Origin of the sequence: Pedobacter soli (assembly GCF_900101435.1) — a bacterium.
GTDB classification, from domain to species: domain Bacteria; phylum Bacteroidota; class Bacteroidia; order Sphingobacteriales; family Sphingobacteriaceae; genus Pedobacter; species Pedobacter soli.
This window is the reverse complement of sequence record NZ_FMZH01000003.1, coordinates 420,050-443,829: the sequence shown is the minus strand read 5'-3', so window position 1 is coordinate 443,829 and position 23,780 is coordinate 420,050. Positions and strand designations below refer to the sequence as shown.

The 23,780-nt window shown below is 40.6% G+C and carries 18 protein-coding genes; 8 read left to right on the top strand and 10 right to left on the bottom strand.

The genetic code is table 11. The features are described from left to right. Positions 1 to 103: 103 nt before the first annotated feature. Positions 104 to 1,501 (bottom strand): aldehyde dehydrogenase family protein, encoded by a 1,398-nt coding sequence (locus BLR37_RS09210; protein WP_090767500.1) that lies wholly within the window; start codon positions 1,499 to 1,501, stop codon positions 104 to 106. 115 nt (positions 1,502 to 1,616) lie between these two features. On the opposite strand from BLR37_RS09210, the gene BLR37_RS09205 reads away from it, so the two are divergent. The 5 genes from BLR37_RS09205 (at position 1,617) to BLR37_RS09185 (ending at position 6,815) form a co-directional block, all read left to right on the top strand. Then, positions 1,617 to 2,792, top strand: coding sequence for a hypothetical protein (locus tag BLR37_RS09205; protein ID WP_090767497.1), 1,176 nt, complete (start codon positions 1,617 to 1,619; stop codon positions 2,790 to 2,792). A gap of 161 nt (positions 2,793 to 2,953) precedes the next feature. Then, complete coding sequence (locus BLR37_RS09200) at positions 2,954 to 5,338, top strand: S9 family peptidase (protein WP_167356574.1); 2,385 nt, start codon at positions 2,954 to 2,956, stop codon at positions 5,336 to 5,338. Positions 5,339 to 5,542: 204 nt separating this feature from the next. After that, positions 5,543 to 6,244 carry a peroxiredoxin gene (locus BLR37_RS09195; protein ID WP_244154628.1) on the top strand — a complete coding sequence of 234 codons (702 nt, stop codon included), beginning with the start codon at positions 5,543 to 5,545 and terminating at the stop codon, positions 6,242 to 6,244. Positions 6,245 to 6,258: 14 nt separating this feature from the next. Beyond that, positions 6,259 to 6,567, top strand: a complete 309-nt coding sequence (locus BLR37_RS09190; protein WP_039479645.1) for a thioredoxin family protein — start codon at positions 6,259 to 6,261, stop codon at positions 6,565 to 6,567. After that, entirely contained in the window at positions 6,567 to 6,815 is a 249-nt protein-coding gene (locus BLR37_RS09185; RefSeq protein WP_090767493.1) for a DUF6952 family protein, read from the top strand. Before BLR37_RS09190 ends, BLR37_RS09185 begins: the two co-directional genes overlap by 1 nt. 243 nt (positions 6,816 to 7,058) lie before the next feature. Here BLR37_RS09185 and BLR37_RS25310 read toward each other — a convergent pair whose 3' ends face one another. From BLR37_RS25310 to BLR37_RS09155, 6 genes are all read right to left on the bottom strand, one after another. After that, a complete protein-coding gene (locus BLR37_RS25310; protein ID WP_167356573.1) occupies positions 7,059 to 7,238 on the bottom strand; it encodes a hypothetical protein in 180 nt (59 codons plus the stop codon). 151 nt (positions 7,239 to 7,389) lie between these two features. Then, positions 7,390 to 9,975: a phosphoenolpyruvate carboxylase gene (locus BLR37_RS09175; RefSeq protein ID WP_090767487.1), complete on the bottom strand. Its 2,586-nt coding sequence runs from the start codon at positions 9,973 to 9,975 to the stop codon at positions 7,390 to 7,392. A 262-nt stretch (positions 9,976 to 10,237) separates the two neighbouring features. Next, entirely contained in the window at positions 10,238 to 11,785 is a 1,548-nt protein-coding gene (locus BLR37_RS09170; protein ID WP_090767485.1) for a DHA2 family efflux MFS transporter permease subunit, read from the bottom strand. 8 nt (positions 11,786 to 11,793) lie between these two features. Then, complete coding sequence (locus BLR37_RS09165) at positions 11,794 to 12,873, bottom strand: HlyD family secretion protein (protein ID WP_090767482.1); 1,080 nt, start codon at positions 12,871 to 12,873, stop codon at positions 11,794 to 11,796. An 8-nt stretch (positions 12,874 to 12,881) separates the two neighbouring features. Continuing rightward, positions 12,882 to 14,177: a TolC family protein gene (locus BLR37_RS09160; protein ID WP_244154631.1), complete on the bottom strand. Its 1,296-nt coding sequence runs from the start codon at positions 14,175 to 14,177 to the stop codon at positions 12,882 to 12,884. A 20-nt stretch (positions 14,178 to 14,197) separates the two neighbouring features. Next, positions 14,198 to 14,827, bottom strand: coding sequence for a TetR/AcrR family transcriptional regulator (locus tag BLR37_RS09155; protein WP_090767476.1), 630 nt, complete (start codon positions 14,825 to 14,827; stop codon positions 14,198 to 14,200). 119 nt (positions 14,828 to 14,946) lie between these two features. Between BLR37_RS09155 and BLR37_RS09150 the strand changes: the two genes are divergently transcribed. The 3 genes from BLR37_RS09150 (at position 14,947) to BLR37_RS09140 (ending at position 18,334) form a co-directional block, all read left to right on the top strand. Continuing rightward, on the top strand, positions 14,947 to 17,442 hold the full coding sequence (locus BLR37_RS09150) for a bifunctional glycoside hydrolase family 9 protein/polysaccharide deacetylase (RefSeq protein ID WP_090767473.1): 2,496 nt from the start codon (positions 14,947 to 14,949) through the stop codon (positions 17,440 to 17,442). 72 nt (positions 17,443 to 17,514) lie between these two features. Beyond that, entirely contained in the window at positions 17,515 to 17,700 is a 186-nt protein-coding gene (locus tag BLR37_RS09145; RefSeq protein WP_039479661.1) for a hypothetical protein, read from the top strand. Positions 17,701 to 17,770: 70 nt separating this feature from the next. Beyond that, positions 17,771 to 18,334, top strand: a complete 564-nt coding sequence (locus tag BLR37_RS09140) for a DUF2911 domain-containing protein (RefSeq protein ID WP_090767470.1) — start codon at positions 17,771 to 17,773, stop codon at positions 18,332 to 18,334. Between the two features lie 72 nt (positions 18,335 to 18,406). On the opposite strand, the gene BLR37_RS09135 is transcribed toward BLR37_RS09140, so the two are convergent. The 3 genes from BLR37_RS09135 to BLR37_RS09125 all read right to left on the bottom strand — a co-directional run bounded on the left by BLR37_RS09135 (position 18,407) and on the right by BLR37_RS09125 (position 23,725). Beyond that, positions 18,407 to 18,865, bottom strand: coding sequence for a Cif family virulence factor (locus tag BLR37_RS09135; protein WP_090767467.1), 459 nt, complete (start codon positions 18,863 to 18,865; stop codon positions 18,407 to 18,409). A gap of 163 nt (positions 18,866 to 19,028) precedes the next feature. Further along, the gene (locus tag BLR37_RS09130; RefSeq protein WP_090767464.1) at positions 19,029 to 20,537 is read right to left on the bottom strand and encodes a RagB/SusD family nutrient uptake outer membrane protein; all 1,509 of its coding nucleotides are present in this window, start codon (positions 20,535 to 20,537) and stop codon (positions 19,029 to 19,031) included. Positions 20,538 to 20,548: 11 nt separating this feature from the next. Next, entirely contained in the window at positions 20,549 to 23,725 is a 3,177-nt protein-coding gene (locus tag BLR37_RS09125; RefSeq protein ID WP_090767461.1) for a SusC/RagA family TonB-linked outer membrane protein, read from the bottom strand. Positions 23,726 to 23,780: the final 55 nt, after the last annotated feature.

The window sequence follows — 23,780 nt, the reverse complement described above, 5'->3', positions numbered from 1 at the left end:
CTAAAATAAGCTTTTTAAGGGAGAATTATTAGAATAAGTTGGAAGGTTGAAAAGCTGCAATTGAACCTTCAAACATTACAACTTTTCGACATTAAAACAACTATCACATCAATTTCTTCAACCACTTGAGCAAACCCATTTTTGACGCATAAGGCGGATAAATCATTTTCGTAACGCCCAGTTTCGATTGAAACACTACTGCCCTTTCGTGCGAGAAAGTTTTAAAGCCAAAAATACCATGGCAACTCCCCATACCACTGCTGTTCACACCTCCAAAAGGCAAATTAGGGTTGCCAATGTGTACCAATACATCGTTTACACAAGTTCCCCCAGCACTGGTTTCTGCAATGATTTTATTTTGGTTCACAGTACTATCGGAAAAAATATAAAGTGCTAAAGGTTTTTGCTTCCGGTTTACCAAATCAATAGCCTCCCCCAACCGGCTATAACTAACAACAGGCAGTACAGGACCAAAAATTTCATCCTCCATAATCACATTGTTTTCGGTTACAGCCGTTAAAAGTGTAGGCGTTATTGTAAAATCTTTTTCATCAAACTTGCCGCCGACGGCCACAATAGCGCCTTCTGCTACAGCCGCTTCAACAAGTTTTTGTAACCGGTTGAACTGCTTTTGGTTTACGATTTTAGCGTAATCGCCTTTATTAATTTCTGAATGCCCATAAAACATTTTCTCTACCGCAGCATGGTAGTGTTTTACAAAATCGGCCTCCAGGTTTTGTTCAATCAGCACATAATCAGGCGCAATACAGGTTTGCCCTGCATTTACCAGCTTTCCCCAGGCAATTTTTTCAGCAGCTTTTTTTAAATCGCAGGTGTCATCTACTATGGCAGGCGATTTTCCACCAAGCTCAAGGGTAACTGAAGTCAGGTTCTTCGCCGCAGCCTCCATTACTACTTTACCAATAGCGGTACTGCCAGTAAAGAAAATATGATCAAAAGGCAATCCCAGCAATGTCGTAGAAACGGCTGCATCGCCCTCAAAACAGGCTATTTCTTTTGGCTCAAAAGTGGCGGCAATGAGCTTAGCAATCACACTGGCCGTTGCCGCACTAATTTCAGAAGGTTTAAGAATGGCGCAGTTTCCGGCAGCTATTGCCGAAACCAGCGGACTCATCATCAACTGCAGCGGATAATTCCAGGGGGCAATAATGAGACAAACACCTTTAGGTTCGTAATAAATTCTGTTGCGGACAAAAAAATTACTCAAGGTTCTGCCTGCTGCTTTAGGCCTCATCCAGCTCCTCAGTTTTTTAATCGCATGATCTATTTCGGCATAAGTAAAATACAATTCAGTAACGGCACTCTCAAAAGGGTTTTTGCGTAAATCTTGTTCAAGTGCTGCAAAAATCTCTGCTTCTGCATCTGTTAATGCCTGTTTAAGCTTTTTCAGTTTTGCAATCCGCGTTTTGGCATCGGTTTTCCGCAATTCAAATTTATGCTGTTGCTGTAAGTCGAAAACTGGTTTGATCTGTTGTTCCATAATTGAAAACCGAAGGCGATTTAACTGGTTTGCTGGTTAAATTTAGTTAAAATCAACTCATTTCATTAAAAATTCATTCATTTAAAGCATATTGCAGCAAATTTTAATTTTAAAGATGAAAAGATTGTTTTTTGTTTTCGCCTGCTTAATTCCGCTCGTTATGCAAGCCCAAACCCTAAAAACAGATGTATTGGTAATTGGAAACGGCGACGGGGCCTATTCCGCTGCATTTCAATCCTTCAAATCGGGTGTTAAAACAATTCTGCTTACTCAAAAAGAACAGTTAACCCTAGAAAACAAACCACAAAGGCTGCTTCCTTTTTATCAAAGTTTTCTAAAAAGAGAGACGGAAAATGCAAAAAGCCTGAATCTTCCCAAGCCTAAAAAGGACAAAAAAAATCCGCCAAAAATAGCGGTCGATAGTACTTTGCTTTTAAACGTAATAAACAATAGTGTTTACAGCGAAATTAAAAGATCAGGTAACGGTTGGGAAGCCAAATTAAACAAAGATGTAAGCATCAGGGCAAAAGTGCTGGTTATGGCCGATGCTCCTGATAAGCTTATCGCGGCATTAAAAATTAGTGCCTTAAACCCAGCTAAATTAGGCCATTTAAACTATGCCGAAAATATTTACCGGACAAGCATAGCCAGTAATACTGCAACAGGAGCTGATTTTTTATCCCTCTACAACCTGCTTATCCCTGATCAGGAAAACCTGATCTATATTTCTGCCAACTCATTCGAAACTGGGCCTGCAGCCGGAGCAACCGCAGCTTATGCCGCTTTTTTTGATACCAAAACCAGTTTAGCGAATCTGAAAAGGATTCAGGGCGAATTGTTAAGCTACAAACACGCACTTATGCCTTTTGAAGATATAAGCCCTGTTGATTCTAATTGGCTGGCTATCCAGAAAGTGGGTATTACCGGCATCATCAAAGCGGAACTAAAACAAGGGAAAGCCTTCTTTAATCCCGAAAAGGAAGTTAGCTACGATGAAATCAAGCAACCCATTAAAGATTATTATTACAAGGCGCAGATCTGGTTCGACGATCATCAGAATGTGCCCATCAATTTAGAGAATACTGTGGCCATGGTAAGCTACGTAGGCAACAAATCGGCCGATGCTACCAAAAACGAGTTGCAGAAAAAATGGAACAAGAGTTATAAATTTTCGTCGATGTACGATCTTAAAAAAGTGCTAACCCGCAGAGAGTTTGCCGTTATCATTAACGACTATCTGAAGCCGTTTGATGATGTGAATGTAGATAAAACCGGAAGAGTAATCCGATAATTTCCTGGCCACGGAAACACTGATTTGCACGGAATACAATTAAATTTTTTCTGTGACTTCCATGCCTCCGTGGCAACTGATGTGCTTGGGATGGTGTAACATTTCCATTTCCTTCTTGATTTAATCTCCCCATTATCTAAATTGCACCAAACCTAATATTCATGAAGAAATATTTCCTCTTTCTTTTGCTCTGCACAGGAGAATACACCTTTGCGCAACAAATCGCTCCCCTAACAGTAGAAAAAATAATGCGCGACCCAAAATGGATGGGCGTTGCACCTACCGATTTCCGCTGGACAGCAGACAGCAAAACCCTTTATTTTAACTGGAACCCTGAAAATAAAGCAAAAGAAGAGCTTTTTAAAATTTCGGCAACAGGGAACAAACCTGTTAAAGCGGCAGAAAAAGAAGATGAGAAATTACTAGGCTTAAATTATGCCTACAATGCCGACCGTTCCATGGGGCTTGTAGAAAAAAGTGGCGACATTTATCTTCAGAACTTTAAAACGGGCAAAGAAACGCGCTTAACCAATACCCTCGAGCGGGAAAACAGCCCTGTTTTTTTAAATAATGATAATATTGTTTACCAGGCGGGCGATAATTTATTTGAAGTGAATTTAAAATCGGCCGAAACCAGCCAAATTACCAATTTTGTTAAAGGTAAAAAGCCTGGAAGACCGGAAGCCAAAGCGGCAACTGAACAAGATAAATGGTTAAAGGCACAGCAAACCGAGCTATTCGATATTATTAAGAAACGGAATGCCGAATCGCGTAGCACCAACCGTGGAGGAAGAGGCCGTTTTGGCGCTGCCAATGGAGAGAACAAGCCACTAAAAGAGCTCTACACCGACGACCGCTTTTTAAATAGCGTAGTAATTAGTCCCGATGGACGTTTTGTTACCTACAAGCTAACCACCCCTGCACAGAATAATCACAATACCGTTGTTCCAAATTATATAACGGCTTCTGGCTATACCGAAGATATCCCTGGCAGAGCAAAAGTGGGCGAAAATGAGAGCAGCTCTCAGGCTTTTATTTATGATACGCAGCGCGATACGATCTACAGCATCCTCACCTCGACCATTCCTGGAATCAAAGACCTGCCCGATTATCTGAAAGATTATCCGAAAGAACTGGATACCTTAAAAAAGAAAAATGCCGATCGTCCGGTGAATTTATTTGGCCCATTGTGGAACGATAATGGAAGCATGGGCGTAGTGGTTGCAGCCTCTACCGATAACAAAGACCGCTGGATTTTAAAGCTGGATGCCACAACAGGTAAACTTTCTTTACTGGATCGTCAGCGCGATGAAGCCTGGATCGGTGGCCCGGGAATTAGCGGTTACTACCAGGGCAATACAGGCTGGATAGATAACAACCACTTTTATTACCAAAGCGAGGCAACAGGTTACTCGCATTTATATGTGGTAAATGTAGCTACAGGTGATAAGAAACAGTTAACATCGGGCAAATGGGAAGTACAAACGCTGCAGTTATCGAAAGATAGAAGCACCTTTTATCTTAAAGCCAACAAAGAGCATCCGGGAATTACCAATTTCTTTAAAATTGCTTCAAACGGAGGCGAGCTTGTGCAACTTACCAGTATGAAGGGTTTAAGTGACATTACACTTTCGCCCGATGAGAAATACCTGGCAATAAATTATTCTTACCTCAATAAACCAGGCGAATTATACCTACAGGCCAATAAAGCTGGCGCTAAAGCCGTAAAAATTACGCAATCTACTTCGGCAGAGTTTGATAGCTACAAATGGCGCGAACCGGATATGGTCACCTTTAAAAACCGCTATGGTGCCGATGTTTATGCCAGGGTTTATAAATCAGACAACCCTCACCCTAACCATCCGGCTGTGGTTTTTGTTCATGGTGCAGGTTATTTGCAAAATGTCCATTATGGCTGGAGTACTTATTTCCGCGAGTTTATGTTCAATAACTTACTGGCAGATAATGGCTATACAGTAATTGATATTGATTACACCGCAAGTTCGGGCTATGGCCGCGACCACCGCACGGGCATATACCGCCACATGGGTGGGAAAGATTTAACCGATCAGGTAGATGGTGTTAAATTTTTGGTAGAGAAATATGGTGTAAACCCCAAACATGTTGGTTTATATGGCGGTTCGTACGGAGGCTTTATTACCTTGATGGCCATGTTTAACGAATCGGATGTTTTTACGAGTGGCGCCGCCTTACGCTCGGTAACCGATTGGGCCCATTACAACCACGGCTATACTTCAAACATTTTGAACGAGCCGTTTAACGATCCTATTGCTTATAAGAGAAGCTCACCAATTTACTTTGCCGATAAACTCAAAGGCAATTTGTTAATGGCCCACGGAATGGTTGATGTAAATGTTCATTTTCAGGATATTGTGCGCATTACCCAGCGTTTTATCGAACTGGGTAAAAACAACTGGGAACTTGCCGTTTACCCCGTAGAAGATCATGGTTTTGTTGAGCCCAGCAGCTGGACTGATGAATATAAACGGATTTTTAAATTGTATGAGAATACGTTGAAGAAATAGTTTTTTATAAAATTTCGTCATCTCGACCGGAACGCAGTGGAGCGGAGAGATCTATCTCCTGGTAGATTTCTCGACTTAGTTGCACCCGATAGCTATCGGGTCCGCTCGAAATGACGACAACAACACAAATAGATCATCGCTATAAAACTCAAAATAATTATAGTTTTCATCTATACCATCATCAATAAATACAATAAACAATTAGTGAAACGGGGTTGGCTGGCAAATGATTTCGCCGTACCTTTGTGGCACAAAAATAAAAGACAAAAAATTATGGCAATAGTAGGTAAAAAATTCCCGAGTGTTAGTATTGATGCAATGTCAGACATGGGCGATGACTTGAAAATCAATGTATTTGAAGAGGCTGTAAATAAAAATAGTAAAGTGTTATTATTCTGGTATCCAAAAGATTTTACTTTTGTTTGTCCTACAGAATTACACGCTTTCCAGGCTGCTTTACCTGAATTCGAAAAGAGAAACACAATCGTTATTGGTGCATCATGCGATACCAACGAAGTTCACTTCGCCTGGTTAAACACACCAAAAGATAACGGTGGTATTGAAGGTGTTACTTACCCAATCTTAGCTGATACACACAGACAATTATCTGGTATCTTAGATATTTTAGATCAAGAAGTTAACTATGACGAAGAAGGAAACGAATCTTTCTCTGGTTCTAACGTAACTTTCAGAGCTACTTATTTAATTGATGAAACTGGTAAAGTTTTCCACGAAAGTGTAAACGATATGCCACTAGGCAGAAACGTTAAAGAATATTTACGTTTAATTGATGCTTACGCACACGTTCAGAAACACGGTGAAGTTTGTCCTGCAAACTGGGAAGAAGGTAAAGAAGCCATGAACGCAAACAGAACTGGCGTTGCTGAATACTTAGCCGCTAACTAATTAAATAAAACGTTATGTTTTTAGAATTAACAGAAGATAATCTTCAACAATATCTGGCCGACAACTCAAAGGTGATGGTTCAGTACGCAGCATCATGGTGCGGTAACTGCAGGATCATGAAACCTAAGTTTAAAAAACTGGCTTCAGAGAATGAAGATGTAGCTTTCTTAATTGTTGATGCCGAAAAACTTCCGAACTCACGCAAATTTGCAAACGTTGACAATTTACCAACTTTTGCAGCTTTTGAAGGCGGCGCTTTGGTAGATCAGGTACAAACCAACAAAGCAGAGGGCTTGATTGAACTATTTAACAAGATAAAGTAATGAAGATTCCAGTTATAAGACAATTATTTCAAAACACCACTCCGGCTCAACTGGAGACTACTTTAGAGGTATTAGAGGCATTTTGCGAATTTAGAGGTGTTAGCGAGCATGAGATTGATGTGGCAGGCGAAATGATTACCAATATTTGTGGCGCGTTAGAAGTGCACCAGATGGTAAGCGAAGGCGCAGCTGAAAAAGACGCACTAAATGCTTTCGGCCAAAAAGTAATGGGTTCGATTGACAGATAAGCGTCTTAAACTTTAATCGGGCTTTTTCGAAATATAAGATCCCCTGTAGATGAAAAATCTGCAGGGGATTTTTGTTTTAGCTCCTTTTCGTCATTATAAGCTCGTGCTCGTTTTCAACGAGTGCGTAAATAGCTTAACGATTTTATCGTTTTTTGTGTTAAAACACATTATTATTCGTGTTGGTCGGGATTTTTAATTCCGTCCTCTGAGCTATGGATTTATAATCCCATTCATGAAAAGTGTTTATTTTTTTTGAAAAGCAGGGTTCCGTTTTTCATCGGTTGCTACAGCCCTGCTTTCCCTCCTGCCGATAGAAAAATCGGCATCCGTCCAATCAGGTTTAGGAGGCAAAGCTTTATCATCCTGAACGCAGTGAAGCATCCGCAACCAAAGAACAATGGTGATCAGGCTTACAATTCCCAACTTGTGTTGGTCGCGATTTTTAATCCCGTCCTCTGAGTTATAGGATTTATAATCCAATTCATGAAAAAAGGCCTGTGATGACTAGACCACAGACCTTTAATATATTTTGAAACCTCGCAGGTTTATCAAACCTGCGAGGTTTGGCAGAAAGTTAAGCCAAATTCCTTCCGGCATTTACAATACCAAACACCGTTCTAACCGCAAGCTTTTCTAAAGCATGCTGGTCTTTCTCGTTCTGATCATGTTGCAGTTTTTCTAAAGCAAAATGCTGAATCAATACCAAAGGCAAGATAATTTTCTCGCGCGTGGCAATTGATTTTTTGTCGATAGGATAATTAGCCATTAAAGTTGCCTGTCCTGACAATTTTAAAAGCATCTGCTTCGCTAATTCAAATTCGTTGTGCAATTGAGTCCAAAAAGCACCGAATTCTTTATCTGCAGCCATATGCGCTGTAATGGTGAAGTCTGATTTGCTCATACTCATCATACAGTTATCTACAATTGTTTTCAGGTAATCAGATTCTTCGTAAACCTTAAGCACTTTATCCCAGTTACCGGCTTTCTCCTGGTTTTTAAGCGCAGTACCCATACCGTAGAAACCGGGAACATTTTGTTTTAACATGCTCCATGCGGTAACAAAGCTAATTGCCCTTAAATCTTCCAGTTTCATTTCGCCCCCACCATTTCTTTTTACCGGACGGCTACTGATATTGGCCTGCGACAATAGTTTTAATGGCGAAAGTTTTTCCAGATAGCTTACAAACAGCTTATGTTCGCGCAAATCAACAAATGCGGTATAAGCATCTTCAGCCATTTCATCAAGCAAGGCCTTATTTTCAGGATCCAGAAGCACATTGTGTTTTTCTTTTAAACCCGAGGTAAGTCCAGCATTGATGAGTTGTTCGATGTTAAACTCTGCACTTTCTACCGATCCGTACTGCGAGCTAATGGTTTGCCCCTGCACTGTTAACTGCATATTTTTGTTGGCAATTTCTTTACCCATTGAGGCGTAGAAACGGTGTGTTTTACCACCGCCACGTGCCGGTGGGCCACCGCGACCATCAAAAAAGGCCAGCTGAATGTTGTGTTTAGCCGAAACAGCTGATAGCGATGTTTTACCATTAAAGATAGACCAGTTGGCCATTAAATAGCCGCCATCTTTGGTACTATCAGAATAACCCAGCATAATGTGCTGTTTATTGCCACGTTTAGCCAGGTGTGCTTTGTAGAACGGATTGCTATACAAAATATCCATAATGGCTGCTGCACCTTTTAAATCGTTTACGGTTTCGAAAAGCGGTACGAAATCGATGGTTAACGAATCCTTGCTCCAGCCATTCCAAAGGAAAAGCTCGATCAGCTGAAGAATATCGCTCGCCTGCTGGCAATTACTGATAATGAACCTGTGACAAGCCTTTTCGCCGTTGCGTTGCTGAATGCCTTTAATTTCTTTGATTACCTCGATGGTATCTTTGGTTAAAGCATCGGGCTCGCTTGCATAAGCAATGGTTGCTTCTTTAAACGAAATCAAATCCAGTTTCTCTGCTTCTGAAAGTTTATCATAATCGGCAGGGTATAAAGACGAAATAGGCTTATTTGCGCGGCAGTAAGCGTGTACATTACGTAATACACGGCTATCCTGACGGATATCTAACGAAGCAAAATAGTTGCCATATAAATCTACCTTACGAATCAAATCATTAACCAAATCAACGAATAGCCCCTCGTGCTCTTCTAAAAGCGTATCTTTAATCTTATTCAGGTTTTCTTTCAGCTCAATTGAAATATCCTGAAGTTCGCAGGTTTGATCGAAAGCATTTTTATACAACACATCGTGCAGCTTGGTAATGTTTTCTTCTACCCCTCTAAAGGTAATGCGGCGTTTAATTACCCTGAAATCGCGGTAATAGCAACGGAACAAGATCTGACGGAGCATTTTAGAAACTTCTAAAGTGGTATCGGCATGGATATTTGGGTTACCATCCCTATCGCCACCCGGCCAGAAACCGAGTTCTAAAATTTTCTTGGTTTCTAGGTTATATTCGTCCAGGTTCTGATCTATTTCTTCCTGAATATTTGCCGCAGCGAAATAAAAGGTATTTTCTAAAAACCAGGCCAGGTTTAAAGCCTCATCAACAGGTGTAGGCGATTTTTTATTGAAAAACGGCGTTTTACCTAACTGCTGTAACAGCGAGTTCATTGAGGTAAGGTCGTTATCTCTGATGGCTTGTGTTAAATCGGTAATGATGGCCAGTACGGTACCCGGATAAAACTGTGTAGGATGCGCGGTTAACACCAAACGTAGCGAAAGCTCGTCAATCAGTTTCTCTATTTTAGCCAATACCGGTTTATTATCAGCATTCTTTTTTAAAATAAAAGCCAGGGTGCTCTGCTCATCGGTGGTATTTAACTTGGTAAAAGAAGCATCTTCTACGGCATCAAAGAGTACTACCTGACGCTCGATGTATTGAATAAACCTGAAAAGCAAATCAATGATATCCTTTCGGTCGGTATAACTGGTGTATTTGGCAAAAAACTCTTCGATAACCTGTGCTGGTTTTGCTCCGTTGGCAATGCCCTCTTCACAGCTCTTAAAAAACAGCGGAAGCAAAGTTCCGGTGTCTTTAATTTTGTAAAAAGGCAAGGTGAGAAACAAACTGTTAAAGAGTTCAAATTTTGAGATTACCTCATTGTTAAAAATAGATTCTCGTTGTGTAGTTAAACGAAGTTTAGGCATGGCTTATGCAGTAGTTTTGTATTCCGTAATACTACAAAAAATGCGTAAGGTATTAAAATTCTAAGGCTTACAATTTGGAAAATTGTAGAATAAATTTTAATTTTAGAATCTTATTTGGCCACCATGTGGTTAAGTAAGAACATTTGCAATGTTTAAGGGCATTGCATTGATTGTTAATTTTTTGGGTTAAAACAGCCGATGTAATAAAATACACCGGCTGTTTTTGTTTTTTGCCATTATTTAGGCTATTTCGTTGCCAATTTTAGTGCACATCGGCAGGAATGTTTGCATTTTTCTTAAACTTTTGAAGATAAAGCAACGGAATTGAGAACAGCATAATCAAGCCCGCAACCCAATAGGCATCGTCATAAGTAAGTAACATTGTTTGTCTCGTAACGATTCCTTCCATCGCCTTTGCAGCCATAATTTTGGCCTCAAACAAACTTTGGCCCTTAGCCATAAAGCCTTTAATTAAACCATTAAAACGCTCTACAAATGCCGGGTTATATTCATTCACATTGGTCAACAAATTACTTCTGTGAAGGCCTGAGCGAATGTGGATTAAAGTGGTTAGTGCAGCAATACCAAACGAACCACCCAACTGACGCATCATGTTGTTTAAACCTGAACCCTGACCAATTTCAGGGCCTTTTAAATCCTGTATAGCCAAAGTGGTTAGCGGCACGAATAAAAGCGCCATTCCTATACCTCGGATAACCAATGGCAGGAAGAAATCGCCTGTACCCGATTGCAGGGTCGAATTGCTTAGCATCCAGCAGAAAACGAAGAATAAGAACATCCCTATGGTAGCCATAAACTGGGCAGGAATACCTTTCTTAAGCATAATACCGATAAAAGGCATCATGATAATGGTACATAAACCACCCGGGAAGAGCAATTCTCCGGTTTGCAATGCTGAGAAGCCCAACAGGTTCTGACAGAAAACCGGAAACACGAATACTGATCCATATAAACCGAAACCCAATACAAACGAGGTAAACATACCCACTGCAAAACTGCGGTGGCGCATAATTTTAAAGTTTACGATCGGGTGGTCGGTACTCATTTCGCGCCAGATGAAAAGCAGTAAACCGAAAACTGATGCCGCTGCCAAAGCTGTAATGTATGGCGTAGCAAACCAGTCTTCGCTCTCTCCTTTTTCGAGCACGGTTTGTAAACTGCCTACTGCAATTGCCAGCAAAGCAATTCCCCACCAATCAACAGGCTGGCCTTTCCCCTCTTTAGGGGTGGCCCGCACAAAGGTATAGGTACAGTAGGCCGCGAGTATTCCGACCGGAATGTTTACGTAAAAAATCCACGGCCACGAACTGATATCCAGAATATAACCACCAATGGTTGGTCCAACAGTTGGCCCCACTACTGCACCCAAACCAAATAAGGCTGTTGCAATACCCACATCTTCACGTGGCCAGGTTTCGATCAGGATGGCCTGTGCAGTTGATATTAAACCACCGCCAGCCAGACCCTGTATAATTCTGAATAAAACCAGTTCGCCTAATGAGGTAGCATTACCACATAAAAAGGATACCAGTGTAAAAACAATAATGGAGGTAAGAAAATAGTTTTTTCTGCCAAACCGGTTACCTAACCAGCCCGACATTGGCAATACGATAACGTTGGCTACCGCATAGCCGGTGGAAAGCCAGGCCACATCCTCCAGTGTGGCGCCCAGGTTTCCCTGTATTTGTGGAATCGCTACGTTTACGATGGTCGTATCAATCAGCTCCAGCAAAGAAGCTGTGATCACCGTAAAGGTAATGATCCACTTTTTTAAACCTACTTCGGCCATTTTAAATATTAATTAACAGAAACTGAAGCTTTAACGCTCATACCCGGGCGTAATTTAGCCAGCAATTCTTTTGATGGATGGATTTTGATTTTTACAGGAACACGTTGTACAACTTTAACGAAGTTACCTGTAGCATTATCTGGAGGCAATAAAGATCCTTTTGCACCAGTTATTGGCGCGAAATTATATACTTCACCTTCAATTTTTTCGTCAGGATAAGCATCAACCTCGATTTCTACTTTCGAACCTGATTTGATTTTCTCTAACTGGGTTTCTTTAAAGTTGGCAGTAACATAGATACTTCCGTCGTTTACAACCGAGAATAAAGATTGACCAGCCTGTACCAACTGACCTTTTTGTACATTCTTTTTAGAAACAATACCCGAAGCCGGTGCTTTGATATCAGTATAAGACAACTGCAAGGTTGCAAAATCGATATCGCTCTGACGCTGACTGATTACATTGCTGCTTACGGCTAATTGAGATTGAGTTGTACCTACCTGTTTAACCGCAGCATTGTACTGGTCTTGTGCTGCCTGATAGGCTGCCTGTGCCGCTTGCTTAGCCGCTTCGGCTGCTTCTTTGTTAGCTTTTGACTGATCGAAAGCCTGTTGGGTTATCGAACCATCTTTTACTAGATTTGCATAACGTGCAAAATCTTTCTGAGCCAGGGTAAGTTTAACGTTTGCCGACTGAACATTAGCTCTTGCGGTTTCTACGTTAGCCTTAGCAGTACTGGTATTGGCTTGCGTAGCAGCAATTTGAGATTGTGCTACACCAACGCCCGCACTGGCACCTTTTTGGCCCGATTGTGCCTGTTCTAATTTTACCTTGTAATCGTTATCATCAAGCTTAACCAAAACCTGACCTTCGGTTACATGGGTATTTTCTTCAAAATTAATGTCCTTAACATAACCACCAACACGGGCAACAACCGGACTGATATCGCCATCAATCTGTGCATCGTCTGTATCTACGTGTTTGCTATAATAATTCCACTCAGTGATACCAAAAATGGCACCTATTACTAGTAAAACACCTAAAATGATGGGTACTACTAAGTTCTTTTTTTTCTTTTCAGTTGTCATTGCTGTATTTATTGCGTTATTTTTCCTGTTGATTTTAATAGCGTGTAGTAAGCCAAACCAGCGTCGGCTTTTGCTATTTCTAAGTTTATTTTTGCCTGGTATAGTAAAGTTTCGGCGTCGATACGATCGGTAACAGATGCTACGTTGTTTTTGTATTTTGAAGCCAGTAATTTATCGTTCTCAGTAGCTTGCGAAATTGAGGTTTCTAAAACCTGAATTTTGTTTACAGCCACCTGGTAGCTTTGAAAATTCTTATTGATATCAGTTTTTACCTGATCAGATAAAATGTCTTTCTGAATGCTAATAGCGTTTTGCTGGATTTTAGCCTCATTTACCTTATTCTTGTTGGTCCAAAGGTTGCCAATGTTCCACGAAATGGTAGCACCTAAGGTAACCGGCATTAAATACTGGTTTGCTGGCGGAATAAAATTACCGCTTGGGTTAATGTAATAAAGGTTAGCCCCTACACCCACTGTAGGTAAAGTATTGGCTCTGATGCTTTTGATGTTAAAACCGGCAACCTTATTTTGTACTTCAAGTTGTTTTAGCTCCTGGCGGTTGGCCATGGCTAAGCCTATATATTCGTTAAGCGAACCAGTTGCTTTTAAACCAGCAGTCGGGTCGGTAATTTTAACTTCAGTATCTTCAGGTAAACCCAAAAGAATATCGAGGTTGTAGTTAATTACCTTGCGGTTGCTTTCGATATCCATTTGCGTAAGCGTAACATTTGCCTGCTGTAATTGGAAACGCAATACATCATTTTTGGTTACAATGCCTTGCTCAAAGAAACGTTGTGCCTGTTTAATTTGTGCTGCAATGGCTTCCAAATTCTGGTCAACCACTTTTCTGCTCTGCAAAACTTTATACAAAGCGTAATAGGTATTAATTACTGCATAGGTTATTTCTTCTTTGTTTTTATCGGCATCTAAACGCGCCACATCGGCCAGTAATTTGGTCGACTCTTTGGCGTATTTTAATTTGCCTCCACCATAAACCAGTTCCTGTACCGCAGCAGTTCCGACAAATGCATCGGCCCTTTTTGGCAAATGGAGAGACGATTCGCTGCCCGGCAGTGTAAAAGTGGTGGTTGGAATTTCAGCATGATTGTACATAAAGCTGGCATTGGCGGTAGGTAAAGCATTATCTTTTACCACGGCCAGTTTTGCAACAGCCTCATCAATTTTGTTCTGCGAAAGTTTTAAATTCTTACTGTTGGCTATGCCAAGTGCTATTGCCTGATTGATATCTAGTTCCTTACTGCTTTGTGCAAATAAAGCCGCCGGAACTAATGATGCCACAAGCATTAATTTTATTGATTTGGGTATCATCTTTTCGTTGTTAAATAAACTGTTGTTAGGTCTTGCAAGTGGGTTATGGCCCGCTCCTTAATCATTTTTTTATCTTTAGGGTTATTCAGATCGAAGTTAGAGCAGGATAAGATTTTGTTTGGCGCGATGACCACATTAGAAATTGTTCCCATAATGGTTGCAATGATCATCCGTACATCAACGTCCTTTTTAAAAGAACCATCTTCAATTCCACCGGTAATAATGCGATCAATCATCTGCATGTTCTGGCCCATGGCATCTTTAATTTTATCGTACATTTCTGGCCGTTGCGTTAAAGACAATTCGCGGTGCATCATTTTGTGAAAGGCGGTATTGTTCAGAATTCTGTTTACATAACCTTCTATCACTTTGTGCAATTTTTCTAATGCCGAAATCTTGTCTTCATTGATGATTTTTAGCTGGGATGCGAAACTTGCAATGCGCTCGTTCATGATCTCCACAAAAACCCCTTCTTTCGAACCGAAATAATAATTTATCATGGCCATATTCGCACCAGATTCTTTCGAAATCTGGCGGGTAGAAGTACCCTCATACCCTGTTTCGCAAAACAGCTTTTCTGCTGCTTCCAAAATGGCCTGTCTTTTATCTACTTTTTCTGTTTTCATTTTCTTTTTGACGACACAAAATTAATCAAACGATTGATTAATTTGCAAGTGTTTAATCACTTCTTTTACATTCTCTTGATAAAACCCTAATTTTAAGTGCAATAATCAATCCTTAAAGCATGAAAAATAAATTCTACGCCACTATACTGATGCTGGGCATCTGCTTTATTTTATATGCATTTGGTACCAGACATTCGCAGAATGAGTCCAGCTGGATCAGGATAAATTTATTGGGCTACCCTACCGAAAGTATTAAAGTAGCGATATGGGCAAGTAAGAGTAATTCGATTCCCAAGCGTTTTGAAATTGTAGACCAGGAAACCAAAGCTGTAGTTTATAGCTCTACCGATATTAAAAGTTTTGGTGCCTATGGGCCTTTTAGTCAAACGGCGAGGCTGGATTTTAGCGATTTTAAGCAAAAAGGTAAATTTTATATTCGTGCCGGCGAAACGATATCACCATTGGTTCTAATTAATAATAACGTTTATAAAGGCGCTGCCGATTTCTGTCTACGCTACATGCGGCAACAGCGTAGCGGCTTTAATCCCTATTTAAAAGACAGCTGCCATACCCATGACGGTTTTGTTTTGTATGGAGCCAAAGCCGGCATTAAAGACAGCACGCATTTTGACGCTACAGGTGGCTGGCACGATGCCAGCGACTACCTGCAATATGCCACTACCTCGGCAAATGCTACCTATCACCTGTTAATGGCTTATCGCGATTATCCGCAGGTTTTTACCGATACACAACAAGCCAATGGCCTGGATGGGAAAAACGGTATTGCAGACGTTTTAGATGAAGCCAGATGGGGGCTGAACTGGCTGTTAAAAATGCACCCCAAAAAGAATATCATGTTTAATCAGCTGGCCGATGACCGCGACCACATCAGCATGCGTATTCCTAAAGAAGATAACCAATATGGAAGAGGTTTCGAACGCCCGTTGTATTTGATCACCGGAGAACCGCAGCAGAGGGGTAAATTCATGAACAATACCACTGGCACAAGCTCTACCGCGGCTAAATTTACCAGCGCGTTTAACCTGGGCGCTGTATTGTTTAAAGATAAGGATAATCCATATGCCCGAATACTTACAGAAAAAGCCCAAAGCGCCTATCATTATGCTTTGCTGAAACCTGGTGTAACCCAAACCGTTTCGGTAAAATCGCCCTACATTTATGCCGAGGACAATTGGATTGACGATATGGAACTCGCCGAAGCATCGTTTAACTTTGGCAAAGAAAAACCAGACAGAGGAAAGGCTAAACTTGCTTTAAAATATGCCAGGCATGAAACCGTCACCCCATGGCTGAAGAAAGATACAGCCGCTCATTACCAATATTATCCTTTTATTAATCTCGGCCATTACGAAGTAGCTAAACAGGGCGATGCTACAACCACAGCATATTATAAAACGGGGATAGAACAGGTATGGGGCCGGGCAAAAAACAATGCTTTTTATCGTGGCATCCCATTTATCTGGTGCAGCAACAATTTAACAGTTGCCTTTGCCATGCAATGTAACTGGTATGCGGAGTTAAGCGGTGATGACACTTTTGCAGCACTGACGCAAGCCAACTTTGATTGGATTTTTGGCTGCAACCCCTGGGGAACGAGTATGGTTTACGGCTTGCCACAATGGGGCGATACACCAAGAGATCCGCATTCGGCCTTTACCCATTTGAAAAACTATCCGATAGATGGAGGTTTGGTAGATGGCCCTGTTTACACCAACATTTACAAGAACCTTATTGGCATTAAATTAAACGAAGCTGACGAATATGCAGATTTTCAAAGCGATTTGGCAGTTTACCATGATGATTATGGCGATTACAGCACCAATGAACCAACCATGGATGGCACGGCTTCGCTCATTTATTTACTGGCAGCCAAAGCAGCGCAAGCAAATTTAACCGACCACAAAACCAAAAGCCTGGGCGCCATTATTCGCGATGATTCTACACAAAAGAAAATCCATTTGGTTTTTACGGGTGATGAATTTGCTGATGGTGGCGAAAAAATCAGGACTGTGCTTGCGCAGGAAGACGTTAAAGCATCTTTCTTTTTAACCGGGAATTTTTACAGAAACCCTAAATTTAATACACTGATAAAAAAGCTTAAAAAAGATGGCCATTACCTGGGACCACATTCTGATAAACACCTGCTATACTGCGATTGGAACAAACGTGATAGCTTACTGGTTACAGAAACGGCATTCGTAAACGATTTAAGTGCGAATTATACTGCAATGGCAACCTTCGGTATAACCAGGCAGGCTGCAAGGTATTTTTTACCTCCCTACGAGTGGTATAACCAAAGCATTGCCAACTGGACCAGTGCAGAAGGTTTGCAGCTGATTAATTTTACCCCTGGAACGCGATCAAATGCCGATTATACCTACCCGCAATTGGGAAAAAGTTATAAAACCAGTGCAGAGATTTACCAATCTATAACCACCTATAACGAGACCAAACCCAATGGTTTAAATGGTTTTATTTTGTTGCTGCATATTGGTACGGATGCGCGAAGAACAGACAAATTTTACGATCGTTTGCCTGAGCTCATCAGTTATTTAAAGCACAAAGGTTATAAATTAGATCGAATTGATAATTAATTGGAATATTGGTGCCAATCACAAATTAAAATTTAAAATAAATATTAACTTTGCCTCCAAATAATAAAAAACATGAGTGTACAAGAGAACAGCAGCAATAATTTTAACTGGTTATATTATGCTTTAGGCTTATTCTTCGGAATTTTAACTGGAGCAATCATTACACAAAACTACATTTTCGCTTTATTAGGTGGTGTTTTAGGTTTGTTAACAGCAGGCTTATTTTTAAACGCTATCGTTAAAGGAAGAAAATACTAATTTATTTTTATTTACGTACACGCCATAAATTGCTGATGCATTTTATGGGTTACGCCTTAATTCACAGCAGATGAAACATATATTCATTGTTGTTTTCGCTCTTATATGCTTTAGCGCAAAGGCTCAGCAGGCTACAGAAGTAAAATTCCCGGCTGCAGATTCTAGTCCGGCAGATATTGTATATTTCCCATTAAATGCACCAAAGGCAAAGGCCGGCGATTTAACAAAACCGGTAATTAAGGTGGTTTATTCGCGTCCACAGAAAAAAGGACGCGATATTTTTGGTGTTTTGGAGCAGTATGGAACGGTTTGGCGTTTTGGAGCCAACGAAAATACTGAGATCCGTTTCTTTAAAAAGGTTAAAATTGGCGGAAAGAAAATCAAAGCAGGCACGTATAGCCTGTTTGCCATCCCGAATAAAGATACCTGGACCATTATTATTAATAGTGAGACAGATAAATGGGGCGCATTTAGTTACAATCAGGCTAAAGATGTTGTACGGGTAAATGTTCCGGTTAAAACATTGGCTAAACCAATAGAATATTTTTCTTTAACTTTTAGCCCTGCTACCGAAGGTGCGAACCTGATTGCCGGTTGGGATAAAACCCAGGTAGAATTGCCTATAAACTTTTAAGATCAGTATAGTTAAAATACGAAAGACCTGGCGTAAAAATCAGGTCTTTTGCATTTAACATAAAACTAAAATTTAAACCAGTTTTTTAGCCTGGCTTTCGCTGGTGACGAAGACTTTATATACCTGGGTAATTTTCCACTCTCCTTCTTTATTTTTCTCCATAATTACGAAGTTTTGCTGAGCACCATCAAACAACTCATAATTTACATCTACACGGGCAATAACCAATGCATCAGTTTCAGAAACGATGGTTGAACTGATGTTACAGTCTTTTTGTACTACACCTTCATCTTTTTTCATTTGAGCCAGAACCTCACTTGCTTTGTGCTTTATCACCCTCACATCCCTGTTCGATGTAAAAACGGCATCATCACTTAAAACAGCTTTTAACTTCTTGTAATCAGAATTCATATAGCTATCCATAAAGTAATTAATAACCGATTTATGGCTTGCAGTAGGTTTTTCTACCGCTAAAACATTATTTGTGATTGTAATACCTAGTAATAGAATCACCAAAGCTTTTAGTCTCATAACTATCTGTGTTTTTTTATTAAAGATCGGCTATGAGTGATAATAATAATATGCCGATAACACCATAATTATCAGGTAACTAAAATGTGATAAACGCGAAAAAGGCGATGTTGTATCTTGAAGGGATTATTTCAAAATATAACATCGCCTTTTCAAAAATTGATTACGGATTTTGTTGTCCCGCTATACCAGAATTGGCTTCCATTTCGGCCCTTGGTATTAAAAACTGCCATTTCACATCGCCAGCTGGTATAGACATTGTACCTGCTACAGAAGCTGACACATAGTTAGGAACAACTGTACGGTCTAAAGGAAGGTTTAAACGTTTTAAATCTAACCATCGGTGACCTTCACCCCAAAGTTCTATCCTTCTGTTAAAGAGGATCTCGTCAATAAGTGCTTGTCCGGTATTTGTCGAAATTACTGCAGATGGATCGCGTTGCTTAACCAGATTAAACAATGTAGTTCTGGCTAAAGCTTCACTTCCTGCTGTTTTGGCATAAGCTTCTGCTAAAATTAAGTACATTTCTGAGGTGCGCATTAATGGAACATCTCCTAATGACGGTCCTCCTACTTCTTTAACCGAAAATTTGCGGCTCATGTAGGGTTGGCGGGCAAAGTTTGTAGCCGGAAGCGGGAAGTTTGCAGTGGTTGGGGCCGGTTCCCACATTTTTTTGCGCACATCAGTAGCTGATATTAGATTGTAAAGTGCAGAATTTATCCTTTTAGGATTTCCACGCATAAAACTTGTGTTTGCATTGTAGGCAATTTGCGCAAAATATGATCCGAATGTATCTCCCTGATCCAGGGTTGGCATAGAAGCCCAGATAAACTCGCCCAATGCAGCATTATTAAAGCCTGCCTGATAATCGGTTACGGACAATAGCGGATATTGATTGGCATCCACAATATCTTTGGCATATTTAATGGCATTAGGGTAATCTTGCATCACCAAAGCAACCCTGGCCCTAATGCCCTTTGCTACGGCAGCACCCGCATGGCTTTTATTAGAAGCCACAGCATTAAGCGAAATGGCTGTTTCCAAATCCTTAACAATAGTGGCATACACGGCTTCAACACTTTCGCGCGGTTTATTCGTATCTGTAGAAGCCAATAAAAGAGGCACTCCCATTTGACTATTGGGTTTCGCCGTGGCATCGTATCGCTTACCAAACAATTGTACCAAACCAAAATAAGCATAAGCTCTTAATGTTAGTGCTTCGGCTTTAACGGTATTCTTATCTGTTGCGGCACCAGAAGCCTGGTCTATATTGTCAATAATATAATTTACATTACCTATTATGCGATAATAAGTGCGATACATATACTCCAGCATGGTACTGTTATCGGTACGCGGACTGATCCATGAGCCGCCATCAGATGTATACCAGTTTGATGAAGAAATACCAATATCTTCACCCATAAAATCCATGTAAAGCATAATACCTCCTACACCTGGCTTATTTTGCGCTGAGGTAGATACTACCGTGGTAGTACGTTCGTACATGTACCGGTAAACACCATTTAAAGCGTTTTTTGCATTAGAGGCAGAAGTAAACAGTGCCGAATTGTCAACCTGATCGGTTGGTTTTGTATCGAGATAATCTTTTTTGCAGGCGGAAATACTTAATAGGCTAAGCCCTGCAAAAAGTAAATATTTTTTATATTTCATGATAGTAACAATTAAAGTGAAACATTGATTCCGAAGCTAATCATCCTCGAAGGCACATAATTAGTAGTATTTAACCCTGTAAATGATTCGGTTGGATCCATTCCTTTTCGTTTAGATATTAACCCAAGATTTTCGCCAGCAGCAAACACCCTAACGTTGCTTAATGTTGCTCCCTTTATCCAACGTTGTGGTAAAGTATATGATAGGTTTACATTACGAAATGCAATATAAGATGCATCTATTAACCAACGGCTTGAGGTACCATTAAACTGGCTTGAACGGCCAATATCCAGACGGGGGATATCGGTAACCTGGCCTGGTGCCATCCAGGAGTTCAATACATCAGCATGCAGGGCCGAACCATAAGTAGTAGCCATTAGCCCCTGGTAGTTCTGATCATAAAATTTGCCTCCTATCTGGTAACTGATTAAGAACGATAGCCCAAAGTTTTTATAGCTTAAAGTGTTCGTTACGGATCCATATAAATCCGGAATTGCTGACCCCGAGTAATCAGAACGCGCATTATTGATATTCGTTGTTAAAACACGTCCGTTTACGGTACGGAGATCAGTTGTAACCCCTGCGTTCGGTTCAAATAATGCAGACCCGTCAGCCGGATCTACACCTGCCCATTGGCGCAGGTAGTAAGCATAAATATCCCTTCCAACTTCAAGTCTTTTCGTACCACTGGTTACTGTAGGCGTTTCAGCCGGCATTTTGGTTATTTTGTTTTTTAACCACGACCAGTTACTTAATAAATTCCAGTTGAAGTTTTCTGATCTTAAGATATCCCCACTCAATTGTAAATCAATCCCGGTATTGTACATTGAGCCAATATTACGGCGAATAGAGGTAATTGGGTCAGATAATGGCTGTGGAACTGCGAACAATAAGTTTGACGAACCCCGTTTAAAATATTCTATTTCTCCTTTTAATCTGTTATTGAATAAGCTAAAAGCTACACCGGTATTAAATGTATTTACCGATTCCCATTTCAAATCTGGTGTTGCGGCCGTTGCCAATAACAATCCTGGCTCACTTCCGTTATTCCATCCCAGCTCGTAAAAAGCCTGATAATTGTAATACAGACTATTGTGTTCAACAAGCGTGGCATCAATCAGGTTATCGTTACCTACTTCACCATACGAAGCTTTTAACCGTAAATCGTTTATCCAGTCTATGCTTTTCATGAAATCTTCTTTGTTAATTGCCCATGATGCTCCTGCAGAGAAGAATGTTCCCCATCTTGATTGTTTTGACAATCGAGAGGTTCCGTCGCGACGGATTGAGGCATCAACAAAGTATTTATCCTGATAGCTGTAGCCTGCTTTACCAAAATATGATTCTACCCGATAAGTATCCTTGTAGCCACCGGCATCGCTTGGAGTTACAAAATTTGGAAATTCGGTATTGCCATCTAAAATTTGGCTTTGTTTAGTTGCGCTGAGCCTACGCCAATCGTAATCATAATTCTCATGTCCGGCTAAAGCACTTACCGTATGGCTGCCAAACGTTTTATTATAGGATAGGACCTGGTTGAAAGTATAACTTTGTGTTGGTGTGCTCCGTTTGGTAGATGAACCTCCCACAGTACTTCCATCTCCGACAATCCGATTTCTATATTCGCTACTATAAGCATTAATAAAATCGATGCTGATAGTAGGTTTAAAAGTAAAATCTTTCAGAAATTTAATTTCTGCGTATGCCCTGCCGTTTAACGCAAGCCTGCGGCTTAACACATCATTAAGCATTGTCTCGTAAATTACGTTACGTCCGGGTGAGGCGCCTATCGGTCTGTTAATCGCACCCGGGTGTCCGCCATAGTCGTACCATTGCTCACCAGTAGTCGTCAAAACAGGGTTTCCGCTTGCATCATAAGCATGTACCGGATAAATAGGTCCAATACCCCGGGCAAAGTTGAAAACGTTGACAAATGCTGTTGCGCTACCTGTCGATGCATCTTGCGCCAGGTTTCCATTCGATAAACTTCCGGCAAGATTTATTCCTGTTTTTAACCAGGGCCTTAACTGAGTGTTTGCGTTAATCCGTGCATTAAATCGTTCAAAATCTGTTTTAATCAAATAACCATTATCTTTCAAATAATTCATTGAGAAATAATAATCGGTTTTATCTCCTTTAGCGCTCGAGTTAACATTGAATTCTGTTCTTTTACCAACCCGTGATGCCTGTTTATACCAATCGAAATCGTTATAAAGCAATTGTGCATTGGGATTTAACTTCCCATCTACGCCCACAATCTGATTGTTGGGCACATTAAAAGGATTGTAAACCAATTGTCCTTGTATAGAATTGGTTGCCTGTGTCGCTGCCGCCGATTCACTTATTCCGGTTCCGCTCGCCGGATATACCAGGCTGTTTTTTAGCGCCTGCCACATTAAAGGATAATAATCTAAAGCACCTACCCTGTCATACTCAGGAATTCCTCTTTTAGAAAAACCCTGATTATAGGTAGCATTTAATGTTGGGGTACCCGATTTACCTTTTTTTGTAGTTATGATTAACACGCCATTTGCTGCACGCGAACCATAAAGTGCAGATGAAGACGCATCTTTCAACAAGGAAATACTTTCTATATCGTTAGCATTAATATCGCCTAGTTCTCCATCATAAACTGAACCATCCAATACAAAGAGTGGGCTATTGGAAGCAGATATAGAACCAAAACCACGAATCCGGATAGCTGAGCTGCTACCTGGCTGTCCGTTTCCTGAAGTGGTTACTACACCAGGCGCTACACCAGCAAGTACATTGGTAACGTTGGTAATAATCCTATTGTCGAGCTGTTTAGCACTCATTGTGGCAACAGAACCTGTAATCGCTTCCTTTTTACTTGTACCATAAGCTACTACAATTACATCCTGAAGGTTCTTACTTGATGAGGCCAGCCGAACAGTTAACGTTTGCCCGGTTATTTTTACCTCTTGCTCTGTGTAACCAACATAGCTTAGAATTAAGATTTGTGCGTTTTGGGGCACAGACATGGAGAAGGTACCCTGACCTGTGGTTTGGGTTACCTGCGTGGTTCCTTTTACTTTTATCGATACACCCGGTAATGGCAAACCATCGTCTGCATCAACCACCTTGCCGGTTATGGTCTTATTTTGCGCAATGGCATTAAAATAAGACATAACCGTAACCATAAAAATCAATAGTAATTTTTGTTTCATGTTAGGAAATAAATAGTTAGTAATTAATTAGTTCTTTAGTTTTTACAGCAGAAAT